Consider the following 21,443-nt stretch of genomic DNA (forward strand, 5'->3'; position numbering starts at 1 on the left):
AGCCTGCCGCGGCCGGGCGGGACAGTCATGGTTACGGATCGGTTTCGGCGAAGCGGAAGTGGCGGATGAGGAGTTCCGCCGCCGTTTCCGCATCTCCTGCGATCATCGCGTCGAGCAGACCGATCCGCTCCGAGCGCGGCGTCTCCGGGATCGTGCAGTTGCGCAGTGTCCGGTACGGCGCCGACCGTTTCAGCAGGTTCAGAGCAATCTCCCGGAAGAAGCGGTTGCCGCAGTGTTCCGCGATCAGCCGGTGCATCGCTTCATCCACAGCGAGCGACTCTTCCGGGCCGCCCGTTTCGATCCGTCTGCGCAGCTCGCGCAGTTCGGATGTCGGAATGTGCGGCAGCGCTTCGCGCAGAAGCTGCGGCTCGATCCGGCTCCGGCAGTCGAAGAGTTCCGCAATCTCCTCCGGCGAAGGCGAGACGACCCGGAGTCCCCGTTTCGGCAGCGGTTCGATCAGCCCTTCGGCCGTGAGACGGCGCAACGCCTCGCGCAGCGGAGTCCGGCTGATCCCGAACTCCGCGGCAAGGACCTCCTCGGTCAGGCGCGTTCCGGCCGGATACCGTCCGCCGATGATCCGTTCCGCCAGCAGCCGGTAGGCCTGTTCGCTCAAATTGCTCTTTCGCAGCATTAATCCACCCAGCTGACCTGCAGCGGATGCCGCTGCGGTATGCGTTTGTGCCGGTAGCGGGGAATCCCCGCGACGATCGCTCCCGTCACGATTTTTCCCTGAGGCAGTTTCAGGAGGTCGAGCAGCTGCGGGTCTCCATCCATCGCCGCGACCTCGAACAGTCCAGCCCAGCAGCTTCCGAGCCCGAGCATCGGGGCGTAAAGTTCGGCGTAGGTCAGCATGAATCTTCCATTCTGCCGGAACATCGGCCTGGTGGATTCATCCATGAGAGCGAGAATCAGGCACGGCGCATTTCGCAGGACATTGTCCCAGCCGGTAGCGCGATGAAACGCCACCATCGAGGCGAGATGAGGTGCGAGAGTCTGCCGGTTTTCCGCCCATGCCATGGTGGCGGCCGTGATCTCTTTGAGCCGGGAAGGATTGTCGATCACATGGAACTGCACCCCCTGGGCATTCCCTGCGGTTGGCGCAAAACGTGCGATGTCGAGCAGTTTCTCAATCGTTTCGTGAGGAACGCGCTCCTTTTCAAATCCGCGAATGGAACGCCGCGTGCGCAGAAAACAGGCGGCCTCCTCCGGTGTCGGGAGTTTTTCCGGATCAATGAGTTCCTGGTCGGCGCGCGGAGTTCTGGCATTGTTGAGCGCCTCTGTCGGGCAGACCGAGACGCAGTGTCCGCATTCGATGCACTGGTCCTCCCGGATCTGCGGACCATCTTCCCCCATTTCCAGCACGCAGGTGGGACAGTCTGTGATGCAGAATCCGCATTTGATGCACTTTTTTCTGTCGATTTTGATGAAGTCTGTACTCATTTCTTTCCTCCCTTCCTTTCCGCCGGAAGATTTCCCCCCGCATTGTACAGGCGGTCTTCTGATACAATACTGCATTTTTGGGAAAAGTTACAATCCGAAATCGAAAAAATGAAAATATTCCGAATTGTTCCGCGGAAAACTTGTATTTCAATCCATCTCTGTATACAGTATACAAATGATTTTCCTTATTTACAATCAGAAGGATGCGAGGCGATGAAGAACGAGTGGAAGGATTTCCGGATACCGAATGCCGCGGCATACCGGCCGGTCCGCCGTGCCGATTTCGGAGGAAGAGGGCTGGAGGAGCAGTCGCTGTACATCAGCGTTCCGATCGGGGAGGGGCCGCATCCCGTCGCGGTCTGGTTTCACGGCGGCGGGCTCACCGCCGGAGGGCAGGAGGTCCCGGATTGTCTCTATGACGGGCGGCTGATTGTCATCGAGGCGCGTTACCGGCTCAGCCCGGCATATCCCGCGCCCGCCGCGCTCGAGGATGCCGCCGCCGCCGTCGCGTGGGCGATGATCCATGCGGAGGAGTTCGATATCGACCAGGGACGGCTCTTTGTCGGCGGCATGTCGGCGGGAGCGTGGCTTGCGGCGATGGTCGGAATGGACGGCAGCCGGCTCGCCCGTCACGGGTTCGATCACCGGAAACTCGCGGGCCTCTTTCCGATCAGCGGGCAGATGACGACCCACTTCCGTTTCAAGGAAGATCTGCACTATCCGCAGTCCCAGTTCGAGCCGGTCATCGACCGGTATGCGCCGCTCGGACACCTCTGCGCCGATCTGCCGCCGATTCTGCTCGTGACCGGAGAATCGGGACTCGACATGCCGGGACGACCCGAGGAGAACGCACTCATGGCCGCCTCCCTGAAGGCGCTCGGGCATCCGCTGGTCCGCTGTGTGCATCTGAAGGGATGCGACCACGGCGCCGCGCTCGACAACTGCGGACCGGCGCTCACTGCGTTCCTCGACGAACTTCTGGAAGGGAAGAGATGAATGCTCTCTGGATCGCCGGGCCGCTGATCGGGTTCGTCGGGATGATGTCAGGCGGATTCTGGGGTGTCGGCTGCGGCTGGATCGTTGTGCCGGCGATGCTGATTCTCGGATTCGATCCGTTCGACGCGGTCGGCATCGGGCTGCTGCAGATGGTTCCCGCCACGATTCCGACCGTCGTGCGGCAGTTTCCCGAGATCGGCTGGCGCACGGGCGATCCGGGGAGGTTGCTGGTTCTGCCGCTTGCGGTCGGCGCGATCGGAGCTTCGCTCTTCGGGAAGATGTTCAACGAGAAACTCTTCGCCCTTTTCGGCGGACCGGAGATTTTGCAGTGGATGCTGGCCGGATTCATTCTGGTTGTCGCCTGTCAGACCGCCTGCTCACGCACGCTTGTCAGGGCCGATGAGTTTCCGAGCTTTTCCCCCGCGAAACGGGCGGGTGTGTTCGTCACCGGCGTTGCAACCGGGGTGCTCTCATCGATGCTCGGGGTCGGCGGCGGGCTTCTGATGCGGCCGCTGCTGACTTCGGGATTCAAAGTGCCGGAATACTTTACGAGCCGGATCGTGCGGCTTATGGTGACGTTGACCACGCTTTCGGGCGGAATCACCTACCTCTTTCAATCCGGCACGGTGGCGTGGCAGGTGCTCTGGGGCGCGGTGCTGGTTTCCGCGGGCGGATTCGCGGGGTTTCCGCTCGGGACGCGGATGCACACGGTCGCGTTCAATGCGGGATATGCGCAGTACATTCACAAGAGCTTTGCGATTCCGGCCGGTGCGATGTTCCTCAACACGCTGCTGAATGTGACCGGCTGCCGCGAGGCGAGCCGCATCGCGATGGTTGTGATCGCATTCGGCGTCGCCGCGGGACTCGTGCTCTTCACCTGGTATGCGGCGCACCACCGGAAGGAGAACGGCGGGGCGATCTAAGGGTTTTCGCGGCTTTTCGGCTTCGAAAACTTGAAAAAATCTCCGGGCGGGTATATTCTTAACTCCGTGAACATTCAGGGAGGCGCAATCGATGGGCTTGTTTAAATTCAGATGCGTATTCTGCCGTCAGAAGATCGCGGCGGAAGAGGAGTGGATCGGGATGTTTGCGGAGTGTCCGAGCTGCCATCGCCGGATCGACATCCGCCGCGATGACGAATTTCTCGATGATGTTCCGGAGCAGCCGGAGCCGGAGGTCTCGGCTCCGCCCGAACCGGAGGCTCCCCCGCCGTTTCCGGAACCGTTTCAGATCAACCTGCCGAAATGGGAGCTGCCGAAGGCGGAGAAGCCTTGAGAACACACGGCGTTGCCGCCGGATTGCGAGGTTTTTGCAATTTAAAACGCGGTTCCGCCGGGCGGGGACTTGCGAAAACCGTCTTTCGCGCATAAATTATACGGGTGTTGCAACTTTTAACCTTTAGTGGAGAGTATTGTTTCATGCGCCGACTTTTGTTTGCTCTTGCCGCCGTTGCCGCGGCGTTCGTTTTCGGCGGCTGCGCCGATCCCGAAGTGATGTCCGAGGTCCTTCAGCAGACGCAGGATCAGAGAATTTACACCCGGTACAACCTCTGGTATCTGAATCCTGCCGAGATCAGCTGCCTGAACATCCAGCAGGGGAGTTTTCTGCCGCTCGGCAGCGAAATTGAGCCGATCGGCACGAGTTACAGCATGATTACCGGAAAGAGCACGGTTTCGTTCCGCGACATGGACGGGCGGGAGTACACGATCATCTTCGATCCCGGATACCGGCTCTGTTCGTTGCGCGACTACATCTCCGCAACTTTCACGACTGAGCCGCCCGAGGAGATGCTCAAGGGGATTCCGCCTGCGACGCTTGAACGGATCAAAGCCGGGCAGGTGGTCGCCGGCATGGGGCGGCGTGACGTGCTGCTCGCCTACGGGCCGCCGCCGGCGGTGCGCACGCCGGATCTGCGCAACGAGACCTGGATGTACTGGCTTACCCCCTCCGAAACCGCGCGGGTGATCTTCCGCGGGGACACGGTCCGCAATGTGCTCAACCTCAATGAGTGAGATGACGTTCAGCGGATTTACGGCGGGGGAGCTCGCCGGGGCGACCGGCGGTCGCTGGACGGCGGATCCCGGGGAACTCCGGTTCAGCGGGGTGTACACCGATACGCGGCAGCCGGGAGCCGGGCGGCTGTTCATTGCCCTTGCCGGGGAGAAGTTCGATGCGCACGACTTTCTCGGCGCGGCGGTCGCTTCCGGCTGCGGCGCGCTCTGCATCGCGGAACAAAAGCGCGGGAAGATTCCGGCCGGTTGTCCGGTTCCGGTGCTTCTGGTGGATGAGCCGCTCCGTGCTTATCAGGCGATTGCGCGGGCTTACCGGATGCGTTTTCCGGCGCTCAAGCTCGCCGCCGTCACCGGCAGCGTCGGCAAGACCAGCGTCAAGGAGATGCTGCGCGCGATCTTTTCCGAAGCTGTCGGCGGGGAAAAGGTCCTTTCCACTGTCGGAAATACGAACAATCAGATCGGGGTTCCGCAGAATCTGCTCCGGCTGACGCCCGACCATTGCTGCGCGGTCATCGAGATGGGAACCAACCATCACGGGGAGATCGAGCCGTTGAGTCGCTGTGCGCTGCCGCAGGTGGCGCTGGTCAACTCGATTGCGCCGTGTCATCTGGAGTTTCTCGGGGATCTCGCCGGGGTTGCGCGCGAAAAGAGCCGGATTTTCTGCGGTCTGCCGTCGGACGGCACGGCCGTGATCCCGATGGAGTGTCCGGCCCGGGAGGTGCTGGAAGCGGCGGCGGAACCGTATCGCGTGCTGCGTTTCGGCGAGGAGTCCGGGGATGTCCGGGCGCGTTATCTCGGGGGCGAGCTTGAAGGCAGTTCGTTCAGGCTGCTGTTTCCGGATGGGGAAGAGTTCCGGGTTTCGTGGAGACTTGCCGGACGCCATCAGGCGCGGAACGCCGCCGCTGCCGCCGCCGCCGCGCTGGCGGCGGGAGTCGAACCCGCGGTGATCGCGAAGGGATTGGAGCATACGGTTCTGCCGGGCATGCGCAGTCGCGTGACCCGGATCGACGGCGTGACCTATCTGAACGACGCCTACAATGCGAATCCCGGCAGTATGCGCGCGGCTTTCGAACATCTGGCGGAGTTCGCGGATCCCGTCCATCTCGTGCTTCTGCTCGGCGAAATGCGCGAGCTCGGGGCGGAGTCGGAACGCGAGCACGTCGGAGTGTTTGAGCTGGCAAAGAGGATGTTTCCCGGCTCACGCATCGCGACGGTCGGGGAGGGATTTCGTTGCGCGGGCTGTGAGCGCCACTTCGAGAGCGCGTCGGAAGCGCGGAGTTTTATCGCGGAGGCGAGGGCGGGCGACCTCGTGTTTGTGAAGGGGTCGCGCGGAATCGCCGCGGAGGAGGCGCTGCCCGCAGCGGCGCGCTGAATCGGGAAAGGAAGAGGATACCATGATTCTGTCATTTGAAAAAGTGCTCGGGGAGCTGTTGATTGCACGGCGCGGTTTTCACGGGAATGCCGCGCGCGGGCGGGTGGTGAACGACTCGCGCAAGGTGCTTCCGGGAGATGTGTTCGTCGCGATTCCGGGGACGGTCAGCGACGGGCACAACTACATCGACGCCGCAATCAAGGCGCGGGCGCAGGTTGTGATTCATCAACATCCGCTTTCGCACTACGAGCCGGCGACGACCTATCTCATGGTGACGAATACGCGCCTGGCCTATGCGCGCTGCTGCCGCGAATTCTGCGGTCGCCCGGATGAAAAACTGCCGCTTTTCGGCGTGACCGGCACGAACGGAAAGACCACGACGGTCTACCTCATCGAACATCTGCTGCGGGAGGGAGGGCGCTCCTGCGGACTCGTCTCCACCGTTGAAACGCGCGACGGCAAGGTTGTGCGTCCGGCCGACTGCACGACGCCGGAAGCGGGGACGCTCTTTCCGCTGCTTGCGGAGATGCTCCGGAACCGGATGGCGGCCGCAGCGATGGAACTTTCGAGTCACGCGCTCGATCAGGGGCGGGTCGCGGGGGCGCGTTTCCGGGTGGCGATCTTTACGAATTTGAGCGGGGATCATCTCGATTACCACCACGATATGGAGCATTACTATCAGGCGAAGCGGCGACTCTTTACGGAACAGCTCTCATCGAAGGGGGCGGCGGTCATCAACGTCAATGATCCTTACGGGGCGCGGCTGGCCGAGGAGCTTTCCGGCGATGTGAAACTCATCACCTTCGGCGGACCGGATTCCGATGCGAAGTGGCACATCACAAACGTCGAACTTTCGGCGGACGGGGTGAAATTCCGGCTGGAAGGGCGCAGTTCGGCATTCGATGTCGCGTCGAACCTCATCGGTGAGCACAACATCTGCAATCTTGCCGGTGCGATTCTCGCGGTGCGGGAATTCGGGCTGAAACCCGATGAGATCGACCGCGCGCTCGCCGTCCCGATTCAGGTTCCCGGACGGCTCGAACGGATTGACAGCCAGATGGGGTTCCCCGTCTACGTCGACTACGCCCACACCGACGATGCGCTGAGCCGTGTGCTGGAGATTCTGCGGCGGATCACGGCCAGACGGGTGATTGTGGTCTTCGGCGCGGGCGGCGACCGTGACCGGACAAAGCGGCCCCGCATGGGACGCGCGGCGGCGGAGGCGGCAGACCGGATCGTTTTGACCAGCGACAATCCGCGCAGCGAGAATCCGGAGTCGATCATCCGGGAAATCGCCTCCGGAATTCCAGAGGGGGTCGCGTATGAAGTCGAACCCGATCGCGGCCGGGCGATCCGCCGGGCGATTCAACTTGCCGAACCGGGCGATGTGGTGCTCGTGGCGGGCAAGGGACATGAGAGCTACCAGGAGATTTGCGGAGTTCGGCATTCGTTCGACGACCGCAAGGCCGTCAAGACGATTCTTGCGGAGCTGCGGGCCGCGTCGAAGTGACGGCTTTTCCGGAGAACGTGGAAAATTTCGCTGCATTGCTGCCGTTGCGCTTGATTTCCGGGGCGGGGATGTTATCTTGAATGAAAAAGGAGAAGCGCATCATGATCCGTCCCCCAGCTTACAGCGATATGCTCCAGAACTATTATGAGGAGAAGTTTCTGCGTTTGCGCGCGGAACGTCAGGCACGGCTGGCCGCCGTTGCAACCCCGGAGGAGGCGCGCGACTATGCCGCGTGGGCGCGGCGCACGGTGCGCGGGGCGTTCATGCTGCCGGAGGAGCGTACGCCGCTTTATGCGTGCGTGACGGCCGACATGGAGGAGGACGGTGTCCTGACGGAGGCGGTCCTGTTTGAACCGCGCCCGTGCTATCTCGCTTCCGCTCTGCTGTACCGCCCTGCCGGGGAGGTTGCGGACGGGTCGTTGCCGGCGGTGCTGGGACTCTGCGGCCATTCGCAGAATGGAAAAAGCTGCGATACGTACCGCACATTTGCGCGGACGCTTGCGAAGATCGGATTCCTTGTGCTGCTTGTAGACCCGGCGGGTCAGGGGGAGCGACTGCAGTTCGTGCGCACTGCCGGAGACCGTTTTTCCGACTGTTGTGTGTTCGAGCACAATCAGCTGGGGAAGATGCTCGGGCTCTTCGGCGACAGCTTCGCCTGCTGGCGGGTCTGGGATGCGATGCGCGCGCTGGATTATCTGCTCTCCCGGCCGGAGGCGGACGTCTCGCGAGTCGGCGTGACGGGGAACTCCGGCGGCGGGACGATGTCGACCTATCTCTGGGCGCTTGACGACCGGCTCACGATGGCGGCGCCGGGTTGTTATGTGACAAGTTTTTATCGGAATTTCGACAATGAACTTCCCGTTGATGCGGAACAGGCGGTTCCGGGTCTGGCGGCGGCGGGATTCGAAATGGCGGATTTCCTCATCGCGCGCGCCACGGAACCGTGTTTGATTCTCGGGCGCGGCAACGATTTCTTCGATCCGCGCGGAACGCGCGAGGCGTTCGACGAGTGCCGGAAGATTTATGAACTGCTCGGAACTCCGGAGCGCATCCGGCTCTTCACCGAGGCTGGCGAGCACGGGTACGGGCCGGGCAACCGGCGGGCGATGTACCGCTTTTTCGCCGGGGAGGCGGGCCTTGACGGGGAAACCGAGGAGCTTTCCGCCGGGACGGATCTGCAGGCCGCTCCGGACGGGCAGGTGAACTGGATTCCGGGCAGCCGGACGCTGCCGGAGTTTCTTTCCGGCTGGTGCGGAGAGCCGATTCCGGAACCGATGGGGGTTCGCGATTTTCTCGCGCAGGCCGGAGTGACGGCTTCCGTGGCGGTTCCCGATTACAAGGTGCTGCGGAACGGGCGGGTCGATTCGAAGGTGATTTCAATTTTCGGACTGCGCAGCGAACCGGGAATTCTCGCATTTCTTCACCTGTGCGACGGGCGGGAGTGGAATTGTCTCCCCGCGGAGGAGAAGGCTGTGCTGATCGTCGCCGCGCGGGATGGAGAGGAGGAGTTGCTCGCTGCGTCCCGGCCCGAGGACGGGGCGCGGCTTTTCACGCTTGATGTGCGCGGGTTCGGCAAGAGTTTCCCGCTCACGAGCGACCGTGACAGCGATTTTTTCTCCCCGTACGGAACGGAATATTTCTATGATGCGGCAGGGGTGATGGTCGATTCTCCGCTCTTTTTCGGGCGGGTTCGCGATGTGCTGGCCGCTCTGGCGTTTCTGCGCGCGGGCAACTACCGGGAGATCCGGGTGGTCGGTCGCGGAGTTTCGCTGCTGGTGACGGCGTTTGCGTGCTGTGCCGCTCCGGAGCTCTGGAACTCGCTGACGCTGGAGGGCGCACCTGCATCGATGCGCGACCTGGTCCGGAAAGCGGTCTATCCGGAGCCGCAATCCTACGCGCCTCGCGGCATGCTCCGTCACTTCGACCTTGCCGAACTCTACGCGGAACTCGCCGTGGGCCACTCGCTGAAGCTCGCCTGAGGACTCCGGTTCACCTGCGGTGGAGCCGCGAATCGATCAGAGCGCCGAGCCAGCTTGCGAGCGCGATGATTCCGGCGGCGGAGAGTTCCCCGGTGACGGCGAGCTGTATCGCCGCCAGCCAGGTTCCGAGGATCACGATTGAGATTACGAGCCGCGCCGGTTCGATGAATGCGGCAATTTTCTTCAGAAAAAACAGAAGATTGGCCAGCGGGATCAGCGGGTACCAGACGCGTCCGCCCTGTTCCTTCGGATTGCGCATCCCGAGCCAGATTCCGCAGAGATAAACCGCCAGAAAGAGCGTTCCCCCCGCTGCCACCAGCGGCTGTGACGCGAGCGCCGCGGCGAATCCGAGCGCCGTCAGAGCGATGAGTTCAGCCAGCAACAGCAGCAAATAGAGCTGACCCGCGCCGAATGCGCTCCAGCCCGCGCCGAACGCGTAAATCAGATGCAGTCCCGGCAGAGTCGCCCACAGCGGAGAATTCCACGGCGGCAGGAGCGGTTCCTCTCCGGAAGAGCTCCCGGGTTCCGGGGACGCGGCTCGCCGTGCGGACTTCGGGCGCGCGGGAGGTTCGTCGTCGCTCTCCCGGAGGGGAGGCGGCGCGGGGGAGGGCGCGGGAGATTCCGGGGGGAGCGGCGCGGGAGATTCCGGTGCGGGCGGCTGAATCCGGTCGAGCTCTTTGAGCACCGCCCGGGCGGCTTCTTCGAACAGTTCGAGTTCGTCGGCGCGGAGTGTCACGCCGCTTTCGTGAGCGACGCGGTTGCGGACGGTGCCGATGAAGTGGATCAGTCGTGCAACCTCTTCCGGAAGAGCGGAGCCGAGCGAATCGGTTTTTTCGCGCAATCCTGAACCGGTGGCGCCGCATTCGGCGAGTCTGCTTTCAATTTTTCGGGTGGCGTCGATCACGCGTCCGGTGATGATGATTGGTTCGTCACTGTTCATGGTATGTTTCTTCGGGGTTTCTCCGGCGATAACATACCCCGTGCAAGGCTCCTTGTCAAGAAGTTGCTGAAAAAAGCCGCCGGAGTGTTGCGATTTTGCCGGAGCCGCGTTATATTACACATCATGACCCGTTTCTTGTATCAGTGACCGACCGGATGAGCAATATGGCGAAAAAGCCCCCGGAAACACATAAACCGCCGGTGAAAAACTCGGCAAACGTGCGCAGTGACAGCGACAAGCTGTTGCGGACGCTGATCGTGCTGTTTGTTCTGATGGGGGTGGCGGCTGCGCTGATTTTCGGTCTCGTCTCTCTCCGGCGGGTGCTTTTTACATCGAATCCCCGGTTTCTGCTGCGGGAGGTCTCCGTGCAGTCGGAGGGTTATTGGCGCGACCGCGCACCTGTTCTCGCCTCCCGGCTGGGGATTCATCTCGGGGACAACCTTTTCACGATTGACCCGGGGGAACTGCGCCGCCGGTTGGCGGCCATCCCGAATGTCGAGCATTGCGAAGTGATCCGTGTGCTGCCGGATACGTTGCACCTGCGGATTGTGGAACGGATTCCCCGTGCGATTCTTTCCAGTCCGGGCGGCCGGTTTGTGGTCGACGAAGACGGCGTGGTGATTCCGCGCCGGGAGTCGATGGCGGACAAGCTGCCGCAGCTGCCGGTCATTTTCGGATTCCGGAGTTCGACCGTCGAACCGGGCCGGAAACTGGAAGAGCTGGCACCTGCGCTTGAACTGATCATGCAGACCGCGCTGAACTTCCCCGACATCCGGATTATGGCCGTGGACATGCGCAACCCCGCCAAAACGACGGTGTCCATGCGGTTCCGCGATCAGAAGGTGTGCCGGGCGTTGATCCCGGCCAGGGACCGGAATGTTGTTCTGCTGCTGACCGCGCTTCAAAGTGCGATTCTGCATGCGGAACGCCGTGGCGACACGCGCGGCATCTTCGATCTTTCATTCGACGGAAACGTGATCATCCGTTGAACCGGACGCAAAGGAAGAAAACAAACGGGAAAGAGTTGTGCGGCTCTTTCCCGTTTCCATGTTTCCGACTCCTCAGAGAGTGGAGAAATCCGCGGCGATGTTCGTTGCCTCCTTGAGGATGAGGTCCTTGTCGCCGGAGTTCTTTTTGTCGTCGCCGGTCTGCTGTTCGTAGAGCTTGTCGGCTTCGTCCTGAAGCTGCTTCTCCTCGCGATACTCCCGCCAGCGGGCCTCCTCGTTCAGTGAAACGGTCTTGCGATCCTTGTACTTGTTGTAAAGTTCGAGTTTTTTGAGGAACGCACCGTATTCGGGATCTTTCTCGATGCGCTCCTTCGAGAGCGCCTTGAGCTTTTCGACCTTTTTCCCGAAATCGGAGGTGAACGACCTTACCCCGGGCGCCGGTTTCACCGAATCCCACGGCAGATGGTTGTTCATGAACATCTCTCCGACTTCCATCTGGTCCGTAAGCGACGGCAGCGGGATGTCCGCCGCAATGCCGAGCTGCTGGACGGATCCCCCCGCGATGCGGAAGAACATCGCCGTCTCATAAGTGGCCGAACCGGCCGGAAAATCTTCGCCGATGTAGTGCAGATAACGGTCGAGGGGAACCACGTCGAGAACCGTTCCCTTGCCGAAAGTGCGGCTGTCTCCGACGATGATTCCGCGTTCACAGTCACGAATGGCGGCGGAAAAGATCTCCGCGGCGGAGGCCGAGAGCTTGCTCGTGAGCACCACGAGCGGTCCGGCATAAATTTGCTCGTCGTCTTCATCGGACTTGACGGCGATCCGCTGGTCGGCCGAACGGATCTGCACGACCGGACCGGAGGGGATGAACAGCCCAGTCAGCGTAATCGCTTCGGGCAGACTGCCGCCGCCGTTGCGGCGCAGATCCATCACAACCGCGTCAACCTTCTCCTTTTTGAAGTTTTCGAGGATTTTCTTCACGTCGCGGGTGCAACTTTTGTAGTTCGGGTCGCCCTTCATGGCAGCATCGAAATCCATGTAGAACCCCGGCAGCGTGATGATTCCGATGCGCCGTTCCCGGCCGTCGGCGGCTTTGACCGTGCGGACTTCGCCCTTGGCTTCGCTCTCGACAAGCACAATCTTGTCGCGGGTCAGCGTGATGGTCTCCGGAACGGCGCTGCGCCCTTTTTCGCCGGGAAGGATGGTCAGGGTGACCTTCGACTTTTCGGGGCCGCGGATGAGCTGCACGGCTTTCGAGAGCGGCATGTCGATCACATCGACCGGTTCTTCGTTCTCCTGGGCGACGGCGATGATGCGGTCTTCGACCTTCAGCCGTCCGTCGAGGGCGGCCGGCCCGCCAGGCGTGAGGCCGACGATTTTGATGTAGCCGCCGTCGCTCGTGAGCGTCGCTCCAATGCCGGAAAGCGAGAGATTCATCGACATTTCGAAGTCCTCTTCAAGTTTCGGCGCATAGTAGTTCGAATGGGGACCGTAAACCTGGGCGAGAGAGTTCAGATAGATGCCGAGGATGTCGACCTTGTCTTTCTGGGTGATGTCGTTGCTGATGTCGCGCAGCCGGCTGAGCACCTTTTCCCCGGGGTTGCGGATCTCCCACTTCGCGGCGGTTTCGAGCCGTTTTTTCTCCTCTTCGGTCAATTTCCCGGCGTTTTCGGCGCGCTCCTCCTCCTGCACACGGTTCATGAGGCGGTAGGAGAGAACGTCGTTTTTGAGCCGCAGATACCAGAGTTTTTCAAGTTCTTCGCGGTTTTTCGCCCGGGGGGCCTTGCTGCGATCCGGCGTGAAACTTTCATCGAGTGCGAAGTCGAACGGCTCCTTGAGCCGCTTCTCCGCAAATGCGCGAAACTCCCCGACCCGTTTGCGGAACACGTCGTAAACCCGGAAGGCGAATGAACTGTCGCCGTTCTCAAGCTGCCGGCAGAGTGTGTCCCGTTCTCTGGCGAATCCGGCGACATCTTCTTCGGTGAAATAGAGTTTCCCCGGATCAAGTTCGTCGAGATATTCGTCGAACAGCTGCCGGGAGAGGGGCACGTCAAGTTTCTGTTGACGGTAATGGTTCCGGGAGAGCAGCCGCGCGGTCATCCTTGTGATGAGCGCGAGTTCCTTGTCCCCGTATTCCGCCGCGGTTCTGGCGGGGGCCGCCGCAAACGCGGGAGCAAGAAAACCCGCCAGCAGAACGGCGGAGAGAAAGCGTCGAAATGTTTGATGCATTATATGAAAATCTCCTTCCTTATCATGATGTATGATAAATTTTAAGATAACACGTTTGGTCGGAAAATAAAGCCTGCAAAGCGGACAAGTTGCTTTTTTTTTTCTATTTTCAGGTTATATTATGAAGAAATCGTTGAGTTTCAGTTGGATTCCAAACACGGGTTCAGGAAAGAGCATCATGCAGCAGAGCATCCGCCCGGAGCGGGCTATTTTTTACGCGGGCGACACCGTCACCTTCCTTCTGGACGGCCTCAAGGGAAGGGCGGGTCGAGCGATTTTGCGGACGACCATCGGACGTGCCGCCGTCCGGCGGCACGAGTTGATCGACCACACCGAGAAGGGGAGCGCCCTGCTCGGAATGGAGTGGCACGACATCGAAATGGAAGCCGCGGGAGACGGTTCGTATTCGCTGACGCTGCCGCTGGTGGAGGTCGGTGTGTTCGAGGCGAAATGCTGTTTCGTTCCGGCGGGACACTCCGCCATCGAATGGCCGCCCGGTGAGAATTTCCGCATCAAGGTCGAGCCGGCCGCGGGCATCTGCGGGAACACGATGTATTCGGCGTTCGTGCGGCAGTTCGGCGAAAACTGCGCGAAGAAGGTTTCCGAACCGTCGCCGGAGACGGTTTCCGCGCTCGACAAGGCGGGATATACGGTCATTCCTCCTTCCGGGACATTCCGGCAACTGGCGGCGCACCTGGATCACATTTTCGACGATCTCGGCTGCCGGATTCTGCAGCTTCTGCCGATTCATCCGATGCCGACGCAATATGGGCGGATGGGGCGGTTCGGCAGTCCGTTTGCGGCGCTCGATTACTTCAGCGTCGACCCCGCTCTTGCGGATTTCGACCCGAAGGCGACGCCGATGGAGCAGTTCGACGAGCTTGTCGACCAGGTGCATGCGCGCGGCGGCCGCATTTTCATGGACATTCCCGTGAATCATACGGGCTGGGCGTCGAAACTTCAGATGGAGCATCCGGACTACTTCGTGCGCGAGGCGGACGGCACATTTGTCAGCCCCGGCGCGTGGGGGGTGGTCTGGTCGGATTTGTGCAAGCTGAACTACCGGGAGGAGAAGGTTCACCGGCTGATGGCGAAGGTGTTTCTCTTCTGGTGCCGCCGCCGGGTGGACGGTTTCCGGTGCGACGCCGGATACATGCTGCCGGTCGAGGCGTGGGAGTACATCATTCCGAAGGTGCGCAGCGAGTATCCCGACACGGTTTTCCTGCTTGAAGGGCTCGGCGGACCGCTGCCGGTTCAGGAGGAACTGCTCGGCCGGGCCGGGTTGAACTGGGGATACTCCGAACTTTTCCAGAACTACACGCGCGATGAAATTTCGCGTTATTTCCCGTATGTCGACCGCTGCAGCCGCAGCTTCGGGACGCTCGTGAATTTCGCCGAAACCCATGACAACGCCCGGCTCGCGGCCTCCGGAACGCGGTACGCCCGGCTTCGTTTTCTGGTAGCGGCGATGCTTTCGGAGGACGGCGCGTTCGGTTTTGCGAACGGAGCGGAATTTTTTGCGACGGAGAAGATCGATGTTCACGGAGATTCGGCACTGAATTTCGGGGCGGAACCGAACCTCGTCGGGTTGATCCGCAAACTCAATACGCTTCTGGCCGATCATCCCGCGTTTCAGGCGCATGCGAAGGTGGCGCTTGTGCAGGAGGGGCCCGGCAATGTTCTGGCCGTTCTGCGCACCGCCCCGGACGGTAACACGATTCTCGCGCTGCTGAATCTCGATTGCGAAAACCAGGGCACGGTCCATTGGAAGAGCGGACTTACGGCCGGCGAAGGGACGGATCTCATCTCGGGGCGGCCCGTGCATTTCGGTCACGACGGCGGATTTTCCACGTGCGAACTGGAACCGGGGGAGGCGCTCTGCATCGGATTCGACCACTATCGCATATCGGAGCGCGCCTGCCGGATCGAACCGGAACGGTCACGGCTTCAGCGCTCAGAGGCGATGGCGATGTCCATCCAGGTTGCGCTCGGTGGACTCAAGGCCGGCCGGGCGGGAGCGGGGCGCGAGATGCTGCAGGATCCGGAATCGTTCTGCGCCGCCGCGGCCGGCGTCGCGCTGCCGCCCGTGACCCGCTACCGGATCCGCTGTGACGCGCGGCGGCACGTCATGATCCCGCCGGGGGATGTTCTGCTGGTCGAGGGGGAGCATCGTTTCCGCATGGCGATTTTCAACGGGAAGCAGGCGGTGGTGGTTTCGAACAGCCTTGAGGCGGAGGACGGCCGCCATATCGCGCTTGTTGCGCTGCCGGAGAATCCTGAACCTCGGGGGCGGGATCTCTCGATTCAGATCTGCTGTTTTACCGGAGAGAAGGGGGCGTGTCGTTCCTGCGGGCATCTGCTTCAGCTTCCCGGCAACGGGCGGAGGCGGTTCCGCATGAGATGCTCGGCCGGGGAGATTCGCGAAGGAGGCGTGCAGGCTTTTTCGGCGAACGACCTCGGCGGGGCGAGTCTCTTCCGCGCGGCGTGGGGAGAGATGGAGAGCAAATACGAGGCGATTCTCGCGGCGAACGTGAATCCCGATTATCCGGTGGACCGCCGCGTCATGTTCACGCGGCTGCGCGGCTGGATTCAGGTCAACGGCTACTCGCAGCCCCTCGATATCCGCTCGATTGAGTCGTTCACCGCCACGGCGGAAAACCGCTGCTGCTGGAGTTTTCTGGTGCCGGCCGGGCAGGGGTGCCGGGTGCGGATGGAAATCGAGTTCGAAGGGGCTGTCCGCGGCGACGCGGTTCGTTTCCATTTCCGCCGTCCGCCGGTTCCCGAAGGAGCGAGCGGTGACGGCCGTTTGCTCGACGACGAGACGCCGGTGCGGCTGATCCTGCGTCCCGACCTTGAGGATCGGGTGAACCACGCAATCACGAAGGCGTACACGGGGCCGGAGACGCGCTTCCCCGAGTCGGTGCGCGAGACCGCCGACGGATTTGAGTTCGCACCCTCCGACTGCACGCTGGAGATCCGGCTGGAGAACGGCACATTCCACCGCGAGCCGGAGTGGCACTATCTCGTCGACCTTCCCGCCGAACGTTACTACGGACTTGAGGACAAGACCGATCTCTTCAGCCCCGGTTACATCGAGATGCTGCTCCCTGGCGGCGGCGAGACCGGGTTGTACGCTGAGATCCGGAAGAGCGGGACGGCGCCGGAACTTGCGAAATTCGCCCCGCACGACGCGGCGTTTCCGCCGGAGTCGGTCGAGCCCGGTGCACTGTTCGAACCGGTGATGCGCCGTTTCATCGTCCGGCGCGACCGCGAGAATACGGTCATCGCCGGGTATCCGTGGTTTCTCGACTGGGGACGGGACACGTTGATCGTGCTGCGCGGACTTGTCGAGGGGGCGTTCGAGCACGAGGCCGCCGCGATCATCCGGCAGTTCGCCCTGTTCGAGCGGAACGGAACGATCCCGAATATGATCCGCGGCCTCGACGACCGGAATCGCGATACGAGCGACGCTCCGCTCTACCTCATCGTGGCGACCCGCGACTACGCGTCCTTCCACTCCGACGCCATTTTGCAGACGCGATGCGGTGCGCGCACGCTCGGTGAAGTGCTGCATTCCATTGTCGAACATTACCGGCGCGGCACGCCGAACGGGATTCGCATGGACGAGGAGTCCGGGCTTGTTTTCAGCCCCTCGCACTTCACGTGGATGGATACGAATTTTCCGGCCGGAACCCCGCGTGAAGGGTATCCGATCGAGATTCAGGCGCTCTGGTATGCCTCGCTCGCGTTTCTCGGGAGGACGGAGCCGGAATACGCGCGTCTGGCGGAACGGGTGTGCAACAGCATCGAGGAGCTTTTTTTCCGGTCTGTGAAAGGGTCGTATTTCTGCAGTGACTGCCTGCATGCGAAGCCGGGCGTTCCTGCCCGCAGCGCCGTTCCGGACGACCACAACCGGCCGAATCAGCTGCTGGCCGTGACGCTCGGCGCGGTGAAGGATCCGGAGAAGCGGCGCGGCATTCTCGCTGCCGCCGAAGAACTTCTGATTCCCGGCGGAATCCGGACGCTGGCCGACCGTCCGGTCGAGTGGAAACTGTACATCGAGCGTGACGGGCGGCTGCTGAATGATCCCGCCCATCCGTATCAGGGGTACTATCGGGGGCCGGAGGACACCTCGCGCAAGGTGTCGTACCACAACGGAAGTGCGTGGTGCTGGCCGTTCCCGGCCTACTGCGAGGCGCTCTATCTGCTCGGCGGCGAACCGGTGCGCGAACGTGCGCTCGCGTTGCTGCTGTCGACGGCGCACTACTTCGAGAGCGGAATTCCGGGACAGCTCCCGGAAGTGGCCGACGGCGATTATCCGCACCGGCCCGGCGGCTGTCCGGCGCAGGCGTGGAGCGCATCGGAGTTCTTCCGCGTCTACCGGATGCTGACCCGATGAAGACGCTGTTCCGGAATTTGTGGCTGGCGGACGGGGCCCTCTCGCCGCTGCGCCGTGCGGCCGTGCTGGTCGACGGCGAACGGATTCTCGGTGTCGAGCCGGAGATCACCGCCTCCGCGGCGGATCGCACGGTCGAGCTGCGCGGACGGATTCTTGCGCCGGGATTTCTCGACGTTCACGGGCACTCTGACCTCTCGCTCATGGCCCGGCCGGAGGGATTCGGCAAGGTTTCGCAGGGGATCAGCTGTGAAATCATGGGTAACTGCGGGCTTTCGGCCTTCCCGCTCAGCCGGGAAAATCGCGAACACCTCGAAGAACTCTGGGCGCAATATGGAACGGCGCTCGACTGGGAGGATTTTTCCGGGTGGCGCGCGGCGCTGCGGAATCGTTCGGCGCGCCTCCGCGCGGAAGCGCTGGTCGGCCACAACACGTTGCGCGCCGCCGTTGCCGGGTATGAAAATGAGACGCTTTCGTCCGTACAGCTCGAAACGATGAAGCAGCTGCTTGCACGTGAACTTGATGCCGGGGCGCCGGGACTCTCGACCGGGTTGCTCTACGTTCCCGGCAAGTTCGCTCCTCCCGGGGAAGTCGTGGAGCTGATGCGCGTTGTCGCCGCGCACGACAAGATCTACGCCACCCATTTGCGCAGCGAAGGGAACGAACTCCTCGAATCACTCGATGAGACGATCGAATGCGCATTGAGAGCGGGGTTGAAAAAAGTGCACATCAGTCACTTCAAAACCGCCGGTTGCGCGAACTGGGGCAAACTCGACGGTGCGCTCGAACGGCTCGAATCGGCGCGGGCGGCGGGAATCCGGATCACGGTCGACCGTTATCCGTGGACGGAGTCGATGACGCAGCTGAGCGTGATTCTGCCGGGAAAAGCGGGTGACCTCGACGATTCGTCGCTTGCGCGGCTGCTTGCGAACGCGGAGGAACGGCAGCGCGTCGCTGCGGAACTTGCGGCATCGCGCCCCGCCGATTACTGGGCCGGCGTAACGCTCGTCTCGACCCGCTGTGCGAAATTCCGGGGGGACGGCGGCGGAACCATCGCTGCGCTCGCTGAACGGGAACAGCTCTCCCCGGCAGAGCTGGTCGTCGATCTTCTGGCCGCCGATGCGGCCGGGACAACTGCCGCCTTTCGCGGCATGTCGGAGGAGAATCTGCGCCGGATTCTTTCACTGCCGTTCTGCATGATGGGCAGCGACGAGAGCGCTCGTCCCGCGGACGACTCGATCGGGCGCAGCCATCCGCGCGGGTTCGGCAGTGCGGCACGTTTTCTGCGGCGGCTGCTCGATGCGGGTTCTCCGATCGAGGCCGTCGTCCACCGGATGACCGGGCTTGCCGCCGAAACCTTCGGACTGCCGGAGCTCGGGCGCATCGAACCGGGGAAGACGGCAGATTTTGCGGCGTTCGATCCGGAGGAGGTCGATGCGACTGCGGATTTTGCGAATCCGCACTCTCCGGCGGCGGGAGTTCTCTTCACAATGGTGGGGGGAGAGTTCGTCTACCGGGCTTGACGGGAGGGGAATCCCGTGGTATGGTATCCCCGGGGAAAGGCGGGATGACATGGAACACACTTCGGCAAAAACAGCGGCGGTCTATCACCGGATCAGTTTTTTTTCGGATGAATTTCCGTTCAGCATCCATCGTGAGTTCGACCTGCCCGCCGACTTCAACGAGTCGAAACGGTTCCGCCGCGAGTTCTGGAAGATCGTCTACGTGGTCGACGGCCGCGGCGAGGAGATCGTGAACGAGGAACGGTATCCGCTCGTTCCCGGTACGGTGTTTCTCGTTCATCCCGACGATGCGACCACCTTCCGGATCGAGAGCGAGGCACTTGAAATCTACAACATCCTCTTCATGCCGGAACTTCTGCGGGACGGACTGCGTGAGCTTCAGGATGACTTCGACTTTTTCTCGATCATGCACCGGGACGGGCGGAAGACCGGCGGCTCCGCTTTGTACATCACCGAGGGGGATCCCGAGATCCGACGCATTGTCCGTACGCTCGAACGCGAATTCGACCGTATGCCGCAGAATTATCGCGTCCGCATCCGCATCCTCCTGCTCGAACTGTTGATTCTTCTTGCCCGCAAGGCCGGGAAGCGTCTCCGGAACCGGGGAGCTGAATCGATCCGGGGATACATCGATCATCTGATCGACCACCACTTCCGTGAAGAGTTCAAACTGGATTTTCTCGAGGCGCGGACCGGTATCGATAAAAGCCGGCTCTGCCGCATCTACCGTGCCGACTCCGGCATGACGATCATGGATGCGCTGCGTCTGCGTCGTCTGAAGGAAGCTGCCGAACTGCTGATTACGACCGACAAAACGGTCTCCGAGATCTGTTTCGCAGTCGGGTTCAATGACCTCAGCTATTTTTACCGGGCCTTCACCGGTTGTTTCGGTCTCAACCCCGGCGGATACCGGCGGAAATTTTCCGACCCGGCTTCGATGTGACGGGCCTGGTCGGGGAGGAGTTCCGGGAGAGGCCTGGAGGGAGGAGGAACTTCTTCCTCCTCCGTTTCCCTGTTCAGTCGAGGTTGTAAATTCGTTTGCCCTGGCCGTAGACTCCGGTCCAGTCGCGGTTGAACTGTTCGATGCTCATATCCGTGAGCGGGTGTTCGGCGAGGTGCCAGAGAATATCGGGACTGATGGTGATGGCCTGGCATCCTGCGAGAGAGACGTCGTTGACCTGCTGCACATTCTTGAACGAAGCCGCCAGTACGCGCGCAGACATGTTGTGAACCTTGAAAAGCGTCGTAATCATCTGCACGACGGTGACGCCCATGCCGCTGATGTTATCGATCCGGTTCAGGTACGGGGCGGTGAAGTCGACGCCGGCCTGAGCCGCGAGGAGAGCCTGACCGGGGGTGTAGATCGCGGTTGCGGTAACCTTCATCCCCAGTTGTTTGAGTCTGGGCATCGCCTTGTATCCTTCGGTGGAAACTGGCACTTTGATGTAGAGATTTCCGCCGATTTTCTCCTGGAGAGTTTCGGCGTCCCGGATGATCTCTTCACAGGTTTCGCCGATCACCTGCGCGTGGAGCATCTTATCTCCGATAACGGCCCGGATCTCCTTCAGAATCGTGAAGAAATCACGTTTCTCCTGCGCGATGATGGAGGGGTTGGTCGTGACTCCGGCGAGCGGAAACACTTCCGCGGCCTTTTCGATTTCCTTGACATTGGCGGTATCGAGCAGATAAAGCATTTGATTCCTCATATCAGTTCTGTGCCGGGAAGGCCTGCCGTCGGAGCGGGCTCCGGCTGTTTTTATGAAGTACATAATATACATGATCTTGTCTTGTTTTGCAAGACAATTCGTCCGGAGGAGGGAACGGTGATATGGGTGATGTGGGTGATGTGGGGGATGTGGGTGATGTGGGGGATGTGGGTGATGTGGGGGATGTGGGGGATGTGGGGGATGTGGGGGATGTGGGGGATGTGGGGGATGTGGGGGATGACGAGGTTTTTAGAGAAAAACTGGTGATGTGGCTTTTGCGGGGGAAAGATTTTCCCCCGCGCCCCCATTTTTTTCCGTTGTGCGGCGGTTGCGGGGTGATGGGGAAGTTCCCTCCCGGGTCGCGGCGGCGGCTTTGCCGCCTTACTTGTC

17 protein-coding genes are annotated in these 21,443 nt (G+C 61.7%); 12 read left to right on the forward strand and 5 right to left on the reverse strand.

Translation table 11 applies throughout. From position 1 onward, the window contains the following. Positions 1 to 31: 31 nt before the first annotated feature. Positions 32 to 631, reverse strand: a complete 600-nt coding sequence (locus Q0K10_RS06075) for a GntR family transcriptional regulator (RefSeq protein ID WP_294504587.1) — start codon at positions 629 to 631, stop codon at positions 32 to 34. Beyond that, entirely contained in the window at positions 631 to 1,440 is an 810-nt protein-coding gene (locus Q0K10_RS06080) for a nitroreductase family protein (protein WP_294504591.1), read from the reverse strand. The genes Q0K10_RS06075 and Q0K10_RS06080 overlap by 1 nt, the downstream gene beginning before the upstream one ends. Before the next feature lie 213 nt (positions 1,441 to 1,653). Between Q0K10_RS06080 and Q0K10_RS06085 the strand changes: the two genes are divergently transcribed. The 7 genes from Q0K10_RS06085 (at position 1,654) to Q0K10_RS06115 (ending at position 9,309) form a co-directional block, all read left to right on the forward strand. Beyond that, a complete protein-coding gene (locus Q0K10_RS06085) occupies positions 1,654 to 2,436 on the forward strand; it encodes an alpha/beta hydrolase (protein ID WP_294504595.1) in 783 nt (260 codons plus the stop codon). Beyond that, positions 2,433 to 3,359 (forward strand): sulfite exporter TauE/SafE family protein, encoded by a 927-nt coding sequence (locus Q0K10_RS06090; RefSeq protein ID WP_294504597.1) that lies wholly within the window; start codon positions 2,433 to 2,435, stop codon positions 3,357 to 3,359. The genes Q0K10_RS06085 and Q0K10_RS06090 overlap by 4 nt, the downstream gene beginning before the upstream one ends. Positions 3,360 to 3,450: 91 nt before the next feature. Continuing rightward, a complete protein-coding gene (locus tag Q0K10_RS06095) occupies positions 3,451 to 3,711 on the forward strand; it encodes a hypothetical protein (RefSeq protein WP_294504598.1) in 261 nt (86 codons plus the stop codon). 143 nt (positions 3,712 to 3,854) lie between these two features. Further along, positions 3,855 to 4,448 carry a hypothetical protein gene (locus Q0K10_RS06100; protein WP_294504602.1) on the forward strand — a complete coding sequence of 198 codons (594 nt, stop codon included), beginning with the start codon at positions 3,855 to 3,857 and terminating at the stop codon, positions 4,446 to 4,448. Further along, a complete protein-coding gene (murF, locus tag Q0K10_RS06105) occupies positions 4,441 to 5,820 on the forward strand; it encodes a UDP-N-acetylmuramoyl-tripeptide--D-alanyl-D-alanine ligase (protein ID WP_294504605.1) in 1,380 nt (459 codons plus the stop codon). Before Q0K10_RS06100 ends, murF begins: the two co-directional genes overlap by 8 nt. Before the next feature lie 22 nt (positions 5,821 to 5,842). Further along, positions 5,843 to 7,330, forward strand: coding sequence for a UDP-N-acetylmuramoyl-L-alanyl-D-glutamate--2,6-diaminopimelate ligase (locus Q0K10_RS06110; protein ID WP_294504607.1), 1,488 nt, complete (start codon positions 5,843 to 5,845; stop codon positions 7,328 to 7,330). Positions 7,331 to 7,410: 80 nt separating this feature from the next. Next, positions 7,411 to 9,309 (forward strand): S9 family peptidase, encoded by a 1,899-nt coding sequence (locus Q0K10_RS06115; RefSeq protein ID WP_294504611.1) that lies wholly within the window; start codon positions 7,411 to 7,413, stop codon positions 9,307 to 9,309. A gap of 10 nt (positions 9,310 to 9,319) precedes the next feature. On the opposite strand, the gene Q0K10_RS06120 is transcribed toward Q0K10_RS06115, so the two are convergent. Next, the gene (locus Q0K10_RS06120; RefSeq protein ID WP_294504614.1) at positions 9,320 to 10,249 is read right to left on the reverse strand and encodes a hypothetical protein; all 930 of its coding nucleotides are present in this window, start codon (positions 10,247 to 10,249) and stop codon (positions 9,320 to 9,322) included. 164 nt (positions 10,250 to 10,413) lie between these two features. Between Q0K10_RS06120 and Q0K10_RS06125 the strand changes: the two genes are divergently transcribed. After that, positions 10,414 to 11,238 carry an FtsQ-type POTRA domain-containing protein gene (locus Q0K10_RS06125; protein WP_294504617.1) on the forward strand — a complete coding sequence of 275 codons (825 nt, stop codon included), beginning with the start codon at positions 10,414 to 10,416 and terminating at the stop codon, positions 11,236 to 11,238. A 72-nt stretch (positions 11,239 to 11,310) separates the two neighbouring features. Here the strand turns inward: Q0K10_RS06125 and Q0K10_RS06130 are convergent, their stop codons facing one another. Beyond that, entirely contained in the window at positions 11,311 to 13,428 is a 2,118-nt protein-coding gene (locus tag Q0K10_RS06130; protein WP_294504620.1) for a carboxy terminal-processing peptidase, read from the reverse strand. A gap of 178 nt (positions 13,429 to 13,606) precedes the next feature. On the opposite strand from Q0K10_RS06130, the gene Q0K10_RS06135 reads away from it, so the two are divergent. From Q0K10_RS06135 to Q0K10_RS06145, 3 genes are read left to right on the forward strand one after another with little or no spacing between them, the layout of a single operon-like run. Continuing rightward, positions 13,607 to 17,827 (forward strand): amylo-alpha-1,6-glucosidase, encoded by a 4,221-nt coding sequence (locus Q0K10_RS06135; protein ID WP_294504622.1) that lies wholly within the window; start codon positions 13,607 to 13,609, stop codon positions 17,825 to 17,827. Next, complete coding sequence (locus tag Q0K10_RS06140) at positions 17,824 to 19,347, forward strand: amidohydrolase family protein (protein WP_294504625.1); 1,524 nt, start codon at positions 17,824 to 17,826, stop codon at positions 19,345 to 19,347. Before Q0K10_RS06135 ends, Q0K10_RS06140 begins: the two co-directional genes overlap by 4 nt. A 49-nt stretch (positions 19,348 to 19,396) precedes the next feature. After that, a complete protein-coding gene (locus Q0K10_RS06145; protein WP_294504627.1) occupies positions 19,397 to 20,290 on the forward strand; it encodes an AraC family transcriptional regulator in 894 nt (297 codons plus the stop codon). A gap of 73 nt (positions 20,291 to 20,363) precedes the next feature. Here Q0K10_RS06145 and Q0K10_RS06150 read toward each other — a convergent pair whose 3' ends face one another. Beyond that, a complete protein-coding gene (locus Q0K10_RS06150; RefSeq protein WP_366942968.1) occupies positions 20,364 to 21,041 on the reverse strand; it encodes a fructose-6-phosphate aldolase in 678 nt (225 codons plus the stop codon). A gap of 129 nt (positions 21,042 to 21,170) precedes the next feature. On the opposite strand from Q0K10_RS06150, the gene Q0K10_RS06155 reads away from it, so the two are divergent. Further along, positions 21,171 to 21,320, forward strand: a complete 150-nt coding sequence (locus Q0K10_RS06155) for a hypothetical protein (RefSeq protein WP_294504632.1) — start codon at positions 21,171 to 21,173, stop codon at positions 21,318 to 21,320. Positions 21,321 to 21,443: the final 123 nt, after the last annotated feature.

Source organism: uncultured Victivallis sp. (assembly GCF_944391105.1).
In the GTDB taxonomy this organism is placed as follows: Bacteria; Verrucomicrobiota; Lentisphaeria; order Victivallales; family Victivallaceae; genus Victivallis.